The organism is Streptomyces sp. BBFR2, from assembly GCF_044497305.1.
In the GTDB taxonomy this organism is placed as follows: domain Bacteria; phylum Actinomycetota; class Actinomycetes; order Streptomycetales; family Streptomycetaceae; genus Streptomyces.
The window spans coordinates 2,418,586-2,432,128 of sequence record NZ_CP172415.1; the positions used below are offsets into that span (position 1 = coordinate 2,418,586).

Below are 13,543 nucleotides of genomic sequence, written 5' to 3' on the forward strand. Positions count from 1 at the left end.
CAAAGGGTTAACAGCCGGTCGCCGAATGGCGAACCGGGCGCCGGATCGGGCCGGTTAACCGTCCCGCCATTCTTCGTTCACCGTGCCGTCCGCCGCCGGTAAAGACGAATGGCGGCGCCGCCCCTAACGTCACCCGGGTGGTTAAGCTCTCCGTCATCGTGCCGTTCTACAACGTGCAGACATACGCGCCCGACACCCTCAAGAGCCTGGCGGCGAACGCCCGGGAGGACTTCGAATTCCTGCTCGTCGACGACTGCTCGCGCGATGAGACCCCGCAGATCCTTCAGCGCGCCGAACGCGAGCTGCCGGGCGCCCGGCTGCTGCGGCACGAGAAGAACGGCGGACTCGCCACCGCCCGCAACACCGGTCTGGACGCGGCGCGCGGCGAGTACCTCACCTTCCTGGACGGTGACGACTGGCTGGCGCCGGGCCATCTGAGCGATCTGCTGGGCGCCATCGAGGAGTTGGGGTGCGACTTCGTCCGCACCGACCACGTCCAGTGCACGGCGCGGGCGCGCACGGTCAGCCGGGTGCCGCACGGGCGGCGCGGGGTGGTGATGAACCCGCGCGACGTGATCCTGCCCGCCGACCGTTCGACCTCCGTCGACTACGCGTACGCCTGGGCGGGGATCTACCACCGGCGGCTGCTCGACAGCGGTGTGCTGCGCTTCCGCGACGGACTGCGGACGGCGGAGGACCGGCCGTGGATCTGGCGGCTGCACCGCGAGGCGGAATCGATGGCGGTCGTCGGACTGCTCGGTATTTTCTACCGGCGCGGAGTGGCATCGTCGCTCACACAGATCGGCGATGTCCGGCAATTGGATTTCCTGCGCGCATTCGATCAGGTAATCGAGGAAACCGCCCAGGACCGCGATGCGGACAAACTGCTGCCGAAAGCGGTCCGGACGTATTGCGCGATCATTTCCCACCATCTCGGCTCCATTGAACGATTTGAGCCGCAGGTGGCCCGCGCCCTGCGGGAATTGAGCGCGGCGGCGCTGAGGCGTATGCCGCAGGACGTACTGAAGGAAGCGTTGGATTCCATGGATGTGCAGCGTGCGTCCCGGCTGCGGCGGCTGCGCCGCCGGCCCGTCGCCTCGGGGGTCGCCGCCTGATGGGTACCCGGCCGCTCACCCGCATCTTCCTGGCGTCGACCCTGTACGGCACGGCGACCCTCGCCGCCGCCCTGGACAGCGGCGCCTTCTCCCCCGCCGACCGCAACCTGCTGCTGATCTGCAACAACGCGGCGACACCTGAGACCACCCTGGCGCTGGACGCGGCACCCGGCTTCGCGAAGCTGCGCGCCCGCTTCGACTCCGTGCTGTCCTGGAACGAGACCATCCACCCCTTCCACCCCGGCGGCTGGTCCCCGCGCCCGGACGACGTACCGCTGTGGGAGCGCTATCTGCGCAAGGAGTGGGACCTGGGCGACGACCGCGTCGCGCTGGCCGTCGAGTCCATCCAGGTCAACCCGGCGCTGGCGGTGGCCCAGCTCTTCCCGGACGCGCCGGTCGACGTCTACGCGGACGGGCTGATGAGCTACGGCCCGACCCGCAACAAGCTCGACCCGCTGGTGGGCACCCGGATCGACCGGCTCCTCCACCTGGACCTGGTGCCGGGCCTCACCCCGCTGCTGCTCACCGAGTTCGAGGTGGCGCCGCAGACGGTGCCGACGGAGGCGTTCACCAAGGTCCTCGGCGAACTCGACGACGCCTCCGGCCCGTTGGACCTCCCCGAGGGCGGTGCGCTGCTGCTGGGCCAGTACCTCTCCGCGCTCTCCATCCTCACCCCGCAGGAAGAAGAGGACCTGCACGTCCGGATGGTGCGCGGCGCCGTCGCGCGCGGCCACCGCACGCTGGTCTTCAAACCGCACCCGTCGGCCCCGGCCCGCTGGTCGCGTCTGCTGGAGCGGGAGGCCGAAAAGCTCGACGTGGCGCTGACGGTGCTGGACACCCCGGTGCTCGCCGAGGTCGTCTACGCCCGGATGCGGCCGGATCTCGTCGTCGGCTGCTTCTCCACGGCGCTGCTGACGGCATCGGCGTTCTACGGGCTGCCGGTCGCCCGCACCGGCACCGCGCTGCTGCTGGAGCGGCTCACGCCGTACCAGAACAGCAACCGCATCCCCGTGACGCTCGTCGACGCGACCGTGCCGGACCTCGACGATCCGGCGGCCACCGCGGTCAAGCCCGTCCCGCCGGGGCTGGTCGAGGCGGTCGGCTACGCGATGCAGCACCAGATCTATCCGGGACTCCGCCCGGCCGCCGAGCGGTACCTGACGGCGCATCTGACGCCGTACACCCGCCGTTACTTCAAGCGGCGCCGGCTGACCGCGCTCGCGCTGCCCGGCGCGATCCCCTCACAACTGGCGTTCCTGCCGCGCAACCCCGCCGTGCTGCGGGTGGCGCGCCGGGCGCGGGCGGTGCAGCGGCGGCTGAAGAAGCGGGTCGCGACCGGATGACCGGGCAACTGACCGTCCCGGCGCCCGCCGCCGGAGCGGGCGCGCCGCCCGCCGCCCCTCAGCGGGCGCGCCGGGCGCCGTCCCGGCTGCGGGCACTGGACGGGCTGCGGCTGCTGGCCGCGCTGATGGTCGCCGCGTACCACTACGGCGGGCGGGACGGCGAGATCGGTACGGCGTGGGGCTCCTCGCCCGCGGAGCAGTTCCCGACCGCCTCCGGCTTCTTCGCGTACGGCTGTCTGGGCGTGCAGATCTTCTTCGTGATCAGCGGTTTCGTGATCTGCCTCAGCGGCTGGGGGCGCACCCTGCGGGCGTTCATCGCGTCCCGGATCTCCCGGCTGTATCCGGCGTACTGGGTCGCGGTCCTGCTGGTCACGGCCGTCTTCGCGCTGCCGGGCGTGGTCTACGAGGCGGTGGCGCCCAGCGAGGTGCTGACCAATCTGACGATGCTCCAGATGCCGCTGGGCGTGCACCGGGTGCTGGGCGTGTGCTGGACGCTCTGGGCGGAGATGCGGTTCTACGCCCTCTTCGCGCTCTGCGTGGTGCTGCCCGGGGCGACGCGGCGGCGGGTGGTGCTGTTCTGCGCGGGCTGGACGCTGGCCGCCGCGCTGGCGCAGGCGGCCCACGAACCGCTGCTGGACACCGTCCTGATGCCGGAGTACGCGCCGTTCTTCATCGGCGGCATCGGGCTGTACCTGCTGCACCGCTACGGTGCCCGCGACCCGATCGCCTGGTCGATCGTGCTGGTCAGTTGGTTGATCGGGCAGCATTTCGCGGTGGCCGGACTGTGGCACCCGGCGTCCGCCGGCGGCTTCTCCTACCGCTCGCAGTTCGGCATCGTCGCCGTCGTCACCGCCGGTTTCGTCCTCGTCGGGGCGATCGCGCTGGGCCACCTGCGGTGGGCGAACTGGCGTTGGCTGACCGTCGCCGGGGCGCTCACCTATCCCTTCTACCTCGTCCACGAACACCTGGGCTGGGTCGTCGTCCACGCCCTGCACATCGGCGCCGGACTGCCGTCGTACGCGACGCTGGCGCTGACCGTCACCGCGATGCTGGCGCTGGCCTGGCTGCTGCACCGCTGGGTGGAGCGCCCGCTGACCCCGCTGCTGAAACGGGCGATCGACCCGAAGCGGTGAGCGGCGGACGGTGAGCACACGGGGGGCGCGGGCCGACGGGGCTCGCGCCCCTGATGCGTGGCGGGGGCGCGGCGCGGTGGTGGCCGGGGGCGCGGCGTACCGGGACGGCCGGGCGCCGTGGTGGCTCACCCTCCGGCCGGACGTATCTCCGCCGTCGCCTCGATACCGGCGATGATGATCCGCAGCCCGGTCTCGAAGTTCCGCTCGATGTCGCCGAACAGCTCCCCGCCGGCGCGCGCCGCGTACGGGTACCGGCCGCCGAGCCGCCGCTCGCGCTCGATGTCGTCGTAGGCCGGATCGCGGTACTCGGGGCGGGCCGGGTCCGGGTGGACCGACTGCTCCTCGATGACCAGGCCGACGGTGAAGTTGTACGCCGTCCACCACGCCTGGACCGCCTCGGGGAAGCCGAAGCCCGCCTCGACCAGCCGCCGTATGAAGGCGTCGAACGGCGCGGCGTACCCCTGGCCGACCATCCGGGTGCCGCCGAAGACCTTGGCGCCGTCGCGGTAGCCGAGCAGTCCGCGGCGCAGCCCGCGGCAGACCTCGGCCAACTGCTCCTGCCAGGTGACGGCGGGGTCCGGCTCGGCCATCAGCGGGGCGGCCATCCGGCGCATCATCTCGGTGGCCATCTCGTCGAGAAGCTCCTGCTTGTTGCGGACGTGCCAGTAGAGCGCGGGCGCCTGGACGTGCAGCTCCGTGGCGATGCGGCGGACGGTGAGCTTGTCGAGACCGACCTCGTTGAGCAGTTGGAGGGCGGTGTCCACCATCTTTTTCCGGTCGATGCGCGAAACCATGTTGACAACTTAACACCGTTAAGCGCAGCCTCGGAAGCATGGAACTTAACGCTGTTAAGGAAACCTCCGCCGTCCCCCTGCCCACCCCCGAGGGCGCCGGCGCCCCGGTCGACGTCCTGATCTCCGGAGCGGGCCCGACCGGCCTCGCCCTCGCCATCGACCTCACCCGCCGCGGTCTGCGCGCCCTCGTCGTCGAGCGGCAGCGGACCCTCTCCCCCGGCGCCCGCGGCACCGGCCACCAGCCGCGCTCCCTGGAGGTCTACGACGACCTCGGTCTGCTGGACGCCGTCGAGGCGGCCGGCGGCCTCTACCCGGAGATCGGCGTCTGGCGCGACGGCCGCATCGTCAAGACCTTCCGCGCCGTCGAGCGCTACGAGCCGACCCCCGCCGCCCCGTACGCCAACACCGTGATGGTGCCGCTCTTCCGCACCGTCGAGCTGTTCCACACCCGGCTGCGGGAGCTGGGCGGCGAGCTCCGCTTCGGCACCGAACTCACCACGTTCACCCAGGACGCCGACGGCGTCACCGCCGTACTCCGCGGGCCCGACGGCGCCGCGTACCCGGTCCGCGCCCGCTATCTGGTCGCCGCCGACGGCGGCCGCAGCACCGTCCGCCACACCCTGGGCATCACCATGAGCGGCCCGTCCCTGGAGGAGGGCGCGGCCCTCCTCGCCGACGTCCGCGTCGAAGGACTCGACCGCGACCACTGGCACCGCTGGCCCCTGCCGGAGGAGCAGGGCGCGGTGTGGATGCTCCCGCTGGCCCGCACCGATCTCTTCCAGGCGTTCGTCATCGCCCCGGGCGAGACCCCCGACCCGAGCGAGGCGGGCACCCGCGCCGCCCTCGCCCGCCACACCCACCTCGCGCCCGAGCAGATCCGCGAGGTGCTGTGGACCTCCGTCTACCGCCCCCGGGCCGCCCGCGCCGACGCCTTCCGCGCCGGCCGGGTCTTCCTCACCGGCGACGCCGCGCACATCCACTCCCCCGCCGGCGGTCAGGGCCTCAACACCGGTGTCCAGGACGCCTACAACCTCGGCTGGAAGCTCGGCCAGGTGCTCCGCCACGGCGCCCCCGCCACCCTCCTCGACTCCTACGAGGCCGAGCGCCGCCCGATCGCCGACGACATCCTCGCCACCAGCACCCGCCTCCACCGCGCCCGTAGCTGGCGCCGCGACCGCGACCTCCACCAACTCGGCATCGGCTACCGCGACAGCCCCCTCACCCAGGAGCTGCGCCCGCACGTCCCCGACACCACCCCGCACGCCGGCGACCGCGCCCCCGACGCCCCCTGCACCACCCCCGGCGGCGCCCCCGTCCGCCTCTTCGACCTGCTGCGCGGCCCGCACTTCACCCTGCTGGCCCTGGGCGACATCGAGCTGGACGCCGCCGGCCTGCCCACCGACCCCGCCGTGCTCCGCACCGTCCGCACCGAGGGCCCGGCCGCCGATCTCCTCGACACCCACGGCCATCTCCGCGCCGCGTACGGCCCGGACCCGGCCCTGTACCTGATACGGCCGGACGGCTATATCGCCTGGGCGGCCCCGGCGGAGGGCGCCGCGGGCCGGGCGGCCAAGGCCCTGCGCTCCTTCTTCGGGGAGGAGGCACACCCCGGGCGGTGAACCGGGGCGGACCGGCTGCGGGCGCCGGGGCCTCTCCGCCGCCCCACCGGTGCGGAAGGCAGTGGCCCGCCTCCGCGGAGAAGGAGCGGCGGCCGGGCCCCGCCCCCGCACGGCACCGCACCGGCGGCGACGCGACGCCCCGCGCCCGCTCCGCCGGGCGCCCGGACACCACCGCCGGTTCCCCGCCGCGGCACGAACCCGCCGGTGGGAGCGGTGTCCGGTTTACGCTCCCTTGGCAGCCGGGCCGAGGAGAAGGGCCGGGCCAGGTACCGGACCCCGCCGGCCCGCGGGCGGGCACCGCGCGTTCCGGCGGGCCGAGTACAGGTGGAGCGATGGCAACGGCGGCGGAACGGACCGAGGGGACACCGGAGGCGATACCTCCGGGGCAGGCGGGCGGAGCGGACCCGGATGCGTCCCCGGAATCCGGCCCCCGGATACCCGGGCCCCGGGAGAGCGTCGAGCCCCGCCCGGGAAGGCTTCTCCCCGCGCTGCGTGACCGCATCCCCGGGCCCCGGCCCCTCGCCTGGTCCCTCACCGCCGCCTGCTTCGCCCTGTACACCGTCGTCGCCCTGCTGCGCCACCGTCAGATGCTCAACGCCGGCTACGACCTGGGGATATTCGAGCAGGCGATCCGCGCCTACGCCCATGGCCGGGCCCCGGTCGTGGAGTTGAAGGGCCCCGGCTTCAACCTGCTCGGCGACCACTTCCACCCGATCCTGGTCCTGGTCGCCCCCGTCTACCGGCTCTTCCCCGGCGCCACCACGCTGCTCGTCGTCCAGGCCGCCCTGATGGCGCTGGCCTGCTATCCGCTGACCCGGTGGGCGCACCGCGCGGCCGGACCGGTCGCGGGCCTCGTCATCGGCTGCGGCATGGGCGCCTCGTGGGGCATCGCCACGGCGGTCACCAAGGACTTCCACGAGATCTGCTTCGCGGTCCCGCTGCTCGCCTTCGCCGTGACGGCGCTCGGCCACCGGCGGTGGGGCGCGGCGGTGGCCTGGGCCGCGCCGCTGCTGCTGGTGAAGGAGGATCTCGGGCTCACCCTGGCCGCGATCGGCGGCTATGTGGCATGGCAGGCGGCCCGCGACCGCCGCGCCGCCCCCGCGCACCACCCCCGGTGGCCGCTGTTCCTCGGGATCGGCGCCATGGTCGCCGGAGTGGCGGGGACCGCGCTGGAGATGCTCGTCCTGCTGCCCGCCATGAATCCGCACGGCGGTTTCGACTACTGGCAGCAGTTGCCGGGCGGCGGCGCCCCGTCCGGCGGGGCGGCCGGTCTCGCCCCGGCCGTCCTGCGTCTCTTCTGGCCGCCGATGAAGTGGCTGCTGCTGTTCATGCTGGCCGCGCCGGTCGCCTTCCTCGGTCTGCGCTCCCCGCTGGTCCTGCTGACGCTGCCCACCCTCGGCTGGCGGCTGATCGCCGGCAACGAGCACTACTGGCAGCCGAACTTCCACTACAACGCGGCGTTGATGCCGCTGGTGTTCGCGGGTCTGATCGATGTGCTGCACCGGCGCCCGGAGCTGTTCCCGGGCCGTCTGCGCCGCCGGGCGCTGGCCTTCTCCGCCACGTTCACGCTGATCACGGCGGCCGTCTACCCCTTCCACGACCTGGTGCTGCCGTCGGCCTGGCGCACCCCCGCGCACGTCCGCACCGCCGAGCGGGTGGCGGCGCGCATCCCCGACGGCGTACGCGTCGCCTCGTCCAACCGGCTGGCGCCGATGCTGACCGGCCGCACCACCGTCAGCCTGGTCTGCTTCGGCACCGGCGGCGATCCGGCCGCGCCCACCGGGCTGCCGCGCGCCCTGCCGGACTGGGTGATCTCCGACCGGCACGACCCCACCGTCAAAACCCCCTGCCCGGCGGCCGGCACGGCCCGCATGCTCGGCCTCTACCGGGCCCACGGCTACCGGCAGATCACCGAGGAGGACGGCATCGTCCTGCTGAAACGCCCGTCCGCACCGTCCTGACCCGCGGATACGCGACGGGGCCGCACCGGCGGCTCCCCGCCCGTACGGCCCCTCGCGCGGCGGCGTCGCGCGCCGCTAGACGACCAGTGACAGCAGCAGGACGCAGGCGATGCCGACCACCGAGATCAGGGTCTCCATCACCGACCAGGTCTTGAGGGTCTGGCCGACGTTCATGCCGAAGTACTCCTTGACCATCCAGAACCCGGCGTCGTTGACGTGGCTGAAGAACAGCGAGCCGGTGCCGATGGCGAGGACCAGCAGGGCGACATGGGTGCTGCTCATATCGGCGGCGAGCGGGGCGACCAGGCCCGCCGCGGAGATGGTGGCCACCGTCGCGGAGCCGGTCGCCAGCCGGATGGCGACGGCGATCAGCCAGGCCAGCAGCAGTGCGGAGATGTTCCAGCCCTTGGAGATGTCCAGGATCATCTGGCCGACGCCCGCGTCCACCAGCGTCTGCTTGAAGCCGCCGCCGGCACCGACGATCAGCAGCACCCCGGCGATCGGGCCGAGCGACGACTCGACGGTGGTGGCGATCTTGCCCTTGGTGAATCCGGCCGAGCGGCCCAGCGTGAACATCGCGACGAGGACGCCCGCGAGCAGCGCGATCATCGGCGAGCCGACGACGTCGAAGACCCGCTGCACGGAGTCCTCCGGATCGTCGACGACGATGTCCACCAGCGCCTTGGCCAGCATCATCACGACCGGCAGCAGCACGGTGGCGACGGTGACGCCGAACCGCGGCCGCTTCGTCAGCTCCGCCGAGGCACGCTCGGGAACCATGTTCTCGGGCGGCCGGATGTCGACCCAGCGGGCGGCGTAGCGGGCGAAGAGCGGCCCGGCGACGATCGCGGTGGGGATCGCCACGACGACGCCGAGGGCGAGGGTGATGCCGAGGTTGGCGCCGACCGCGTCGATCGCGACGAGCGGCCCGGGGTGCGGCGGGATCAGGCCGTGCATGACGGAGAGTCCGGCCAGGGCGGGGATGCCGATGCGCATCAGCGAGAAGTTGCCGCGCTTGGCGACGAGCAGGACCACCGGGATCAGCAGCACGATGCCGACCTCGAAGAAGATCGGCAGCCCGACGACGCAGGCGATGAGCACCATCGCCCAGGGCATCGACCGCCGGTTCGCCTTCGCCAGGATCGTGTCGACGATCTCGTCGGCGCCCCCGGAGTCCGCGAGCAGTTTGCCCAGGATCGAGCCGAGGGCGATGAGGACACCCGTCCCGGCGACCGTCGAGCCCAGACCGGTGGAGAAGCTGGCGATGGCTTTGTCCAGCGGCGCCCCGGCGACCGCGCCGAGCACCAGCGAGCCGATGATCAGCGACAGGAAGGCATGCAGCTTGAACTTGGTGATGAGCACAACGATGACGGCGATGCCCGCCAGAACGGCGATGCCCAGCTGCGCATGACCGGCCGAGGTGATCGGTTCGGCCGCGTCCGCTGCGAGCATCTCGACGCTGAGATGAGTCACGGCGATTCCTAGAGGAAGGGGGGAAGGAAGGACGGGATCCGGGCGGGCCCGGACCGTACGGTTCGGCGGAGGGCGGGCCCGGGGGCCCCGGGGGTCAGGCGGCGGGGACGGCGCGGAGGGCGTCGGCCGCGCGGGCGGCGATCTCCTCGGGGGTGCCCGAGACATCCACCGCGACGCCGCGTTCATCGGCGCCGAGCGGTTCGAGGGTGGCGAACTGCGAGTCGAGCAGCGCGGTCGGCATGAAGTGGCCCTTCCGCTCGGCCATCCGCCGCTCGATCAGCGCGCGGTCGCCGGTGAGGTGCAGGAAGAGCACGTCGGGGGCGGCGGCGCGCAGCCGGTCGCGGTAGTGGCGCTTGAGGGCGGAGCAGCTCACCACGCCGCCGTGTCCGGCCTGTCCGTGGGCCCAGGCGCCGATGGCGTCCAGCCACGGGCCGCGGTCGGCGTCGTCCAGCGGGGTTCCGGCGGACATCTTGGCGATGTTGGCCGGCGGGTGGAAGTCGTCGCCCTCGGCGTATGTCACACCGAGCGCTCGGGCGACCAGCGGGCCGATCGTCGTCTTGCCGGTGCCGGCGACTCCCATCACGACGATGACGTGGGGCGTGCTCATACCCGTGTACCTCGCTGTCTTCTTCGACCTCGGTATGACACCCCACTGAAACCCATTACATACGACTTATTCAAGGGGATGTGGCGCAAACGTCATACTTAAAGTGGGAGCCGGGCGGAACGTAGGGTTATCCCATGGAGAACCAGGGGCAGGGGCCGCACGCACGGGTGCTGGAGGCTCTCGGCCCGGCGATCACCGCGGGCGATCATCCGCCGGGCACGGTCCTGCGCGCCGAGGAGCTGGCGGCGGCGTTCGACGTCTCCCGCACCGTCGTCCGCGAGGTGATCCGGGTCCTGGAGTCCATGCGGCTGGTGACCTCCCGCCGCCGGGTGGGCGTGACGGTCCTGCCGCCCGAGGAGTGGAACGTCTACGACCCGCGGGTCATCGGCTGGCGCCTCGCCGGACGCGACCGCCCCCGGCAACTGCGCTCACTGACCGTGCTGCGCTCCGCCGTCGAACCGGTCGCCGCGGGGCTCGCCGCCGTCCACGCCGGCCCCGCCCAGTGCGCCGCGCTCACCGAACACGCCATGGGCATGGTCGCCACCTCCCGCGGCCAGCAGCTCGACGCGTACCTGGTGCACGACACCGCGTTCCACCGCGTGGTGCTGACCGCCTCCGGCAACGAGATGTTCGCCCGGCTCGGCGATGTCGTCGCCGCCGTACTGACCGGCCGCACCGCGCACCACGTCATGTTCACCGACCCGGATCCGGCGGCGGTCTCCCTGCATGTCCAGGTCGCCGAGGCGGTACGGGTCGGGGACGCGGCACGCGCCGAGGAGCTGACCCGTCAGATCACCGTCGGCGCCATGGCCGAACTGGACGTCCTCGCCCCGTAGCGCACCCGGACGTCACGGAGCGCCGCTCAGAACAGCGGCTGCTGGCCGGGGAACGGCGGTTCCTCCGGATCGAAGAGCTTCTCCGCGGGCGCCATCATCGGGGCGATCCGCCGCGATCCCGGGCAGGAGACCAGCTCCAGCACCGTGCGCCGCCCGGGCGGGTCGTGGCGGGCGAAACGGCCGCCGACAACGGCGATCTCTCGGGTGCAGACGGGGCACGCGCGGCGGGGTGACGACATGGCACCAGTGTGACGCAGCCCCCGCACGGCCCGCCCGGGGGCCGGGGGCCACCCGCCGGAAAGCCGCTGAGGAAGAGCCGTAAAGCCCCTCGGGCCGCCACCGGGGAAGAGGGGGCGCGGGCAGGGCCGGGGGAACGTGCCCCGCCCGCGCCATGTGCGCGAGGCCCTGGGTACGGGGGGAACCCGGCCCACGCGCCGCCGATGACCAGTCGGCTCACTCAGTACTGCGCCGGGCCCCGAAAAAACGTCACACCGCCACCGGCCGCCGCGCGTCCGGAGAAGCGGCGCGGGCCGGGGACACGGCGCCCGGGGAGACCGCCGACGCCGGGGACGCGGTGCCCGGCGAAGGCGTGGGCGCCGGGTCAGGGACGTCCGGCGCCGGAGAGCTGGGGGCGGGGTCCGGGTCGCCCGGCGCGGTCGGCGGTTGTCCGTCGTCGTCCTCGTCGCCGCCGCCCTTCCCACCGCCCTGTCCGCCGCCGGCGTTCCCGCCACCGCCACCGCCGTGGCCGTTCTCCCCGCCCGTGCCGGAGCCGTCGCCGCCGTCGCTCCCGTCGCCGTTGCCCTGCTGCTGGAGGTAGCGGCGGCAGAACGCGTGGATCTTCGCGGGGCCCCCGGCGGCGCGCTCCAGACGCTGTACGGTCTCGCGGTCCATCGCACCGCGTTTGCCCGCCTCGTAGTCCCGGCAGAGCGCGAGCACCACCGCGCGGCGCTCCGCGGAACCGTTCTCGCCGTCGCCGGGCACCGCACGGCCCGGGCTCCGGGAGGCGCCGGAGGACGGCGGGACGGTGGCGCCGTGCGAGGAGCCCGGGGTCGGGGAGACCGTCGCCGGGCCGGTCGGCCGCTCCCCCGCGGTCGCGTCCGGAGTGCCGGGGGCGGTGGTGCCGGAGGCGTCCGGGGATTCGAGGGCGCCGGGGGTGGCGTCCGTGGAGACGCTGGTCGCCGGGGCGGGGCCGGGGCGGAAGGGGCTGGGCAGGACGCCGGTACCGGCCGCCACCGCCACCCCGCCCAGCGCGCAGGCCGCCAGCGCCACCACGAAACCGCGCCGGAAGGGCCGGGCGATACCGGCACGGCCCCGGGACGGCGCGCGGGCCCCCGGGCGGGCCGGGACGTCGTTACGGGCGCGGCGGAAGGCGGCGAGGGCGGCCTCCTCCCCCGGGAGCGGCGCCGCGCCGGGGCCGGCCGGGGCCGCGTCCGCCAGCAGCCGGGCGAGTTCGGGGGCGCCGGGTGCGGTGGTGCCGACCGGCTCGCCGCGCAGCAGGCGCTCCGCGGCATCGTTGTCGAGCCAGTTGTACCGGTCGTCGGCCATCACATGTCCTTCTGCGTTCGCGCGGCCGTTTCCGTCACACCCGGTACGTACGATTCCGCCACGCCGTCACGGCGTCTTCGCCCCTGGACGGGCACCCCGCCCATCGTTCCACCACCCCCGCGCGGCCCGCCCGTCGCCCGGCGGGCCGGGTCACCTTCCGCCACGCCGTCACCCTCCGTCACGACCGCGGTCCCGTCGTTCCCCTCACCGACGAGTTCGGCCAGGCGCCGCAGTCCGCGGTGGGCCGCCGTCCGGACCGCGCCGGGCCGCTTGCCGAGGACCTTCGCGGTGCTCTTGGCGTCCAGCCCGACGACCACCCGCAGCACCACCGCCTCCGCCTGATCCTGCGGGAGCGTGGCTATCAAGCGCAGCGTGCGGCCGGTGCCGAGGGCGGCGAGCGCCTCGCCCTCGGTGTCGGAGGCGCCCGGGGTGCCGAGGAGTTCGCTCTCGTCGCCGCCGGTCACCGGGCGGCGGCCGCGCATCCGGATGTGGTCCAGGGCGCGGTTGCGGGCGATCCGGGCGGTCCAGCCGCGGAACCGGTCGGCGTCCCCGCTGAACCGCCCCAGGTCACGGGTGATCTGGAGCCAGGACTCCGACGCGACGTCCTCCGCGTCCGCCTCGCCGACCAGCGTCCGCACATAGCCGAGGAGCCGGGGATGCACCGCACGGTAGACCTCGCGGAACGCCGCCTCGTCGCCGTCCTGTGCCGCCTGCACGGCAGCGGTCAGCCGGCTGTCGTCCGGCTGAGTGTCGTCCCCTCGCACGGGTCCATTCCTGTCGCGTGCGGAATCTCCGCTGCCCGGTCCTTGCTGCTGCCCACTGCTTCCGCTACCGGCCGCCGCCTCCGGCGACGTCCGCGGAACCCCCGGTAACACCGGTGGCTTCGCAGACGGTATCCCGGCTGATCACCCCGGAGGGCCCCGGGCCCGGAATCCGCCGCGGACGACCCGGGGCGTACGGCGCGTACGGATCCATCGAACCCCCCGTCGGCGGCGGCCCGACCCGGCCGCGGCAGTCGTACGACAAGCGCGCCGACCGGCGCGAACTGGCACGTTACGGGCCCCTCCCGGCCGTCGTCCAGACCGCCGGGGTGCGGCCTTCCACACCCCCTGTGACG

At 73.6% G+C, this 13,543-nt stretch carries 12 protein-coding genes; 6 read left to right on the forward strand and 6 right to left on the reverse strand.

Annotated elements, in window-relative coordinates; all coding sequences use genetic code 11:
• Positions 1-137 precede the first annotated feature (137 nt).
• The 3 genes from ACGH2B_RS09105 to ACGH2B_RS09115 are packed head-to-tail and all read left to right on the forward strand — an operon-like array spanning position 138 to position 3,591.
• A complete protein-coding gene (locus ACGH2B_RS09105; protein ID WP_399086812.1) occupies positions 138-1,115 on the forward strand; it encodes a glycosyltransferase family 2 protein in 978 nt (325 codons plus the stop codon).
• Positions 1,115-2,458 carry an alpha-2,8-polysialyltransferase family protein gene (locus ACGH2B_RS09110; protein WP_399086815.1) on the forward strand — a complete coding sequence of 448 codons (1,344 nt, stop codon included), beginning with the start codon at positions 1,115-1,117 and terminating at the stop codon, positions 2,456-2,458. The genes ACGH2B_RS09105 and ACGH2B_RS09110 overlap by 1 nt, the downstream gene beginning before the upstream one ends.
• A complete protein-coding gene (locus tag ACGH2B_RS09115; RefSeq protein ID WP_399086817.1) occupies positions 2,455-3,591 on the forward strand; it encodes an acyltransferase family protein in 1,137 nt (378 codons plus the stop codon). Before ACGH2B_RS09110 ends, ACGH2B_RS09115 begins: the two co-directional genes overlap by 4 nt.
• 125 nt (positions 3,592-3,716) lie before the next feature.
• Here the strand turns inward: ACGH2B_RS09115 and ACGH2B_RS09120 are convergent, their stop codons facing one another.
• A complete protein-coding gene (locus ACGH2B_RS09120) occupies positions 3,717-4,385 on the reverse strand; it encodes a TetR/AcrR family transcriptional regulator C-terminal domain-containing protein (RefSeq protein ID WP_399086820.1) in 669 nt (222 codons plus the stop codon).
• Between the two features lie 38 nt (positions 4,386-4,423).
• Here ACGH2B_RS09120 and ACGH2B_RS09125 point away from each other — a divergent pair, with 38 nt between their 5' ends.
• A complete protein-coding gene (locus ACGH2B_RS09125) occupies positions 4,424-6,004 on the forward strand; it encodes an FAD-dependent monooxygenase (RefSeq protein ID WP_399086823.1) in 1,581 nt (526 codons plus the stop codon).
• A 332-nt stretch (positions 6,005-6,336) separates the two neighbouring features.
• Complete coding sequence (locus ACGH2B_RS09130) at positions 6,337-7,965, forward strand: DUF2079 domain-containing protein (protein WP_399086826.1); 1,629 nt, start codon at positions 6,337-6,339, stop codon at positions 7,963-7,965.
• A 75-nt stretch (positions 7,966-8,040) separates the two neighbouring features.
• On the opposite strand, the gene ACGH2B_RS09135 is transcribed toward ACGH2B_RS09130, so the two are convergent.
• Both ACGH2B_RS09135 and ACGH2B_RS09140 read right to left on the reverse strand, forming a co-directional pair.
• Complete coding sequence (locus ACGH2B_RS09135) at positions 8,041-9,438, reverse strand: gluconate:H+ symporter (protein WP_399086829.1); 1,398 nt, start codon at positions 9,436-9,438, stop codon at positions 8,041-8,043.
• A 94-nt stretch (positions 9,439-9,532) separates the two neighbouring features.
• Positions 9,533-10,045, reverse strand: a complete 513-nt coding sequence (locus ACGH2B_RS09140) for a gluconokinase (RefSeq protein ID WP_399086832.1) — start codon at positions 10,043-10,045, stop codon at positions 9,533-9,535.
• Between the two features lie 134 nt (positions 10,046-10,179).
• Here ACGH2B_RS09140 and ACGH2B_RS09145 point away from each other — a divergent pair, with 134 nt between their 5' ends.
• The gene (locus tag ACGH2B_RS09145; protein WP_399086835.1) at positions 10,180-10,881 is read left to right on the forward strand and encodes a FadR/GntR family transcriptional regulator; all 702 of its coding nucleotides are present in this window, start codon (positions 10,180-10,182) and stop codon (positions 10,879-10,881) included.
• A 26-nt stretch (positions 10,882-10,907) separates the two neighbouring features.
• On the opposite strand, the gene ACGH2B_RS09150 is transcribed toward ACGH2B_RS09145, so the two are convergent.
• The 3 genes from ACGH2B_RS09150 to ACGH2B_RS09160 form a co-directional block, all read right to left on the reverse strand.
• Positions 10,908-11,120 (reverse strand): hypothetical protein, encoded by a 213-nt coding sequence (locus tag ACGH2B_RS09150; protein WP_030284618.1) that lies wholly within the window; start codon positions 11,118-11,120, stop codon positions 10,908-10,910.
• 247 nt (positions 11,121-11,367) lie between these two features.
• Positions 11,368-12,426, reverse strand: a complete 1,059-nt coding sequence (locus ACGH2B_RS09155; protein ID WP_399086838.1) for a hypothetical protein — start codon at positions 12,424-12,426, stop codon at positions 11,368-11,370.
• Positions 12,426-13,190: an RNA polymerase sigma factor gene (locus ACGH2B_RS09160; RefSeq protein WP_399086841.1), complete on the reverse strand. Its 765-nt coding sequence runs from the start codon at positions 13,188-13,190 to the stop codon at positions 12,426-12,428. The genes ACGH2B_RS09155 and ACGH2B_RS09160 overlap by 1 nt, the downstream gene beginning before the upstream one ends.
• Positions 13,191-13,543 lie beyond the last annotated feature (353 nt).

Coding starts and splice junctions, on each gene's coding strand:
- ACGH2B_RS09120 (WP_399086820.1), bottom strand. CDS start 4,385: ATGGTTTCGCGCATCGACCGGAAAAAGATGGTGGACACCGCCCTCCAA.
- ACGH2B_RS09115 (WP_399086817.1), top strand. CDS start 2,455: ATGACCGGGCAACTGACCGTCCCGGCGCCCGCCGCCGGAGCGGGCGCG.
- ACGH2B_RS09110 (WP_399086815.1), top strand. CDS start 1,115: ATGGGTACCCGGCCGCTCACCCGCATCTTCCTGGCGTCGACCCTGTAC.
- ACGH2B_RS09140 (WP_399086832.1), bottom strand. CDS start 10,045: ATGAGCACGCCCCACGTCATCGTCGTGATGGGAGTCGCCGGCACCGGC.
- ACGH2B_RS09130 (WP_399086826.1), top strand. CDS start 6,337: ATGGCAACGGCGGCGGAACGGACCGAGGGGACACCGGAGGCGATACCT.
- ACGH2B_RS09155 (WP_399086838.1), bottom strand. CDS start 12,426: ATGGCCGACGACCGGTACAACTGGCTCGACAACGATGCCGCGGAGCGC.
- ACGH2B_RS09145 (WP_399086835.1), top strand. CDS start 10,180: ATGGAGAACCAGGGGCAGGGGCCGCACGCACGGGTGCTGGAGGCTCTC.
- ACGH2B_RS09125 (WP_399086823.1), top strand. CDS start 4,424: ATGGAACTTAACGCTGTTAAGGAAACCTCCGCCGTCCCCCTGCCCACC.
- ACGH2B_RS09150 (WP_030284618.1), bottom strand. CDS start 11,120: ATGTCGTCACCCCGCCGCGCGTGCCCCGTCTGCACCCGAGAGATCGCC.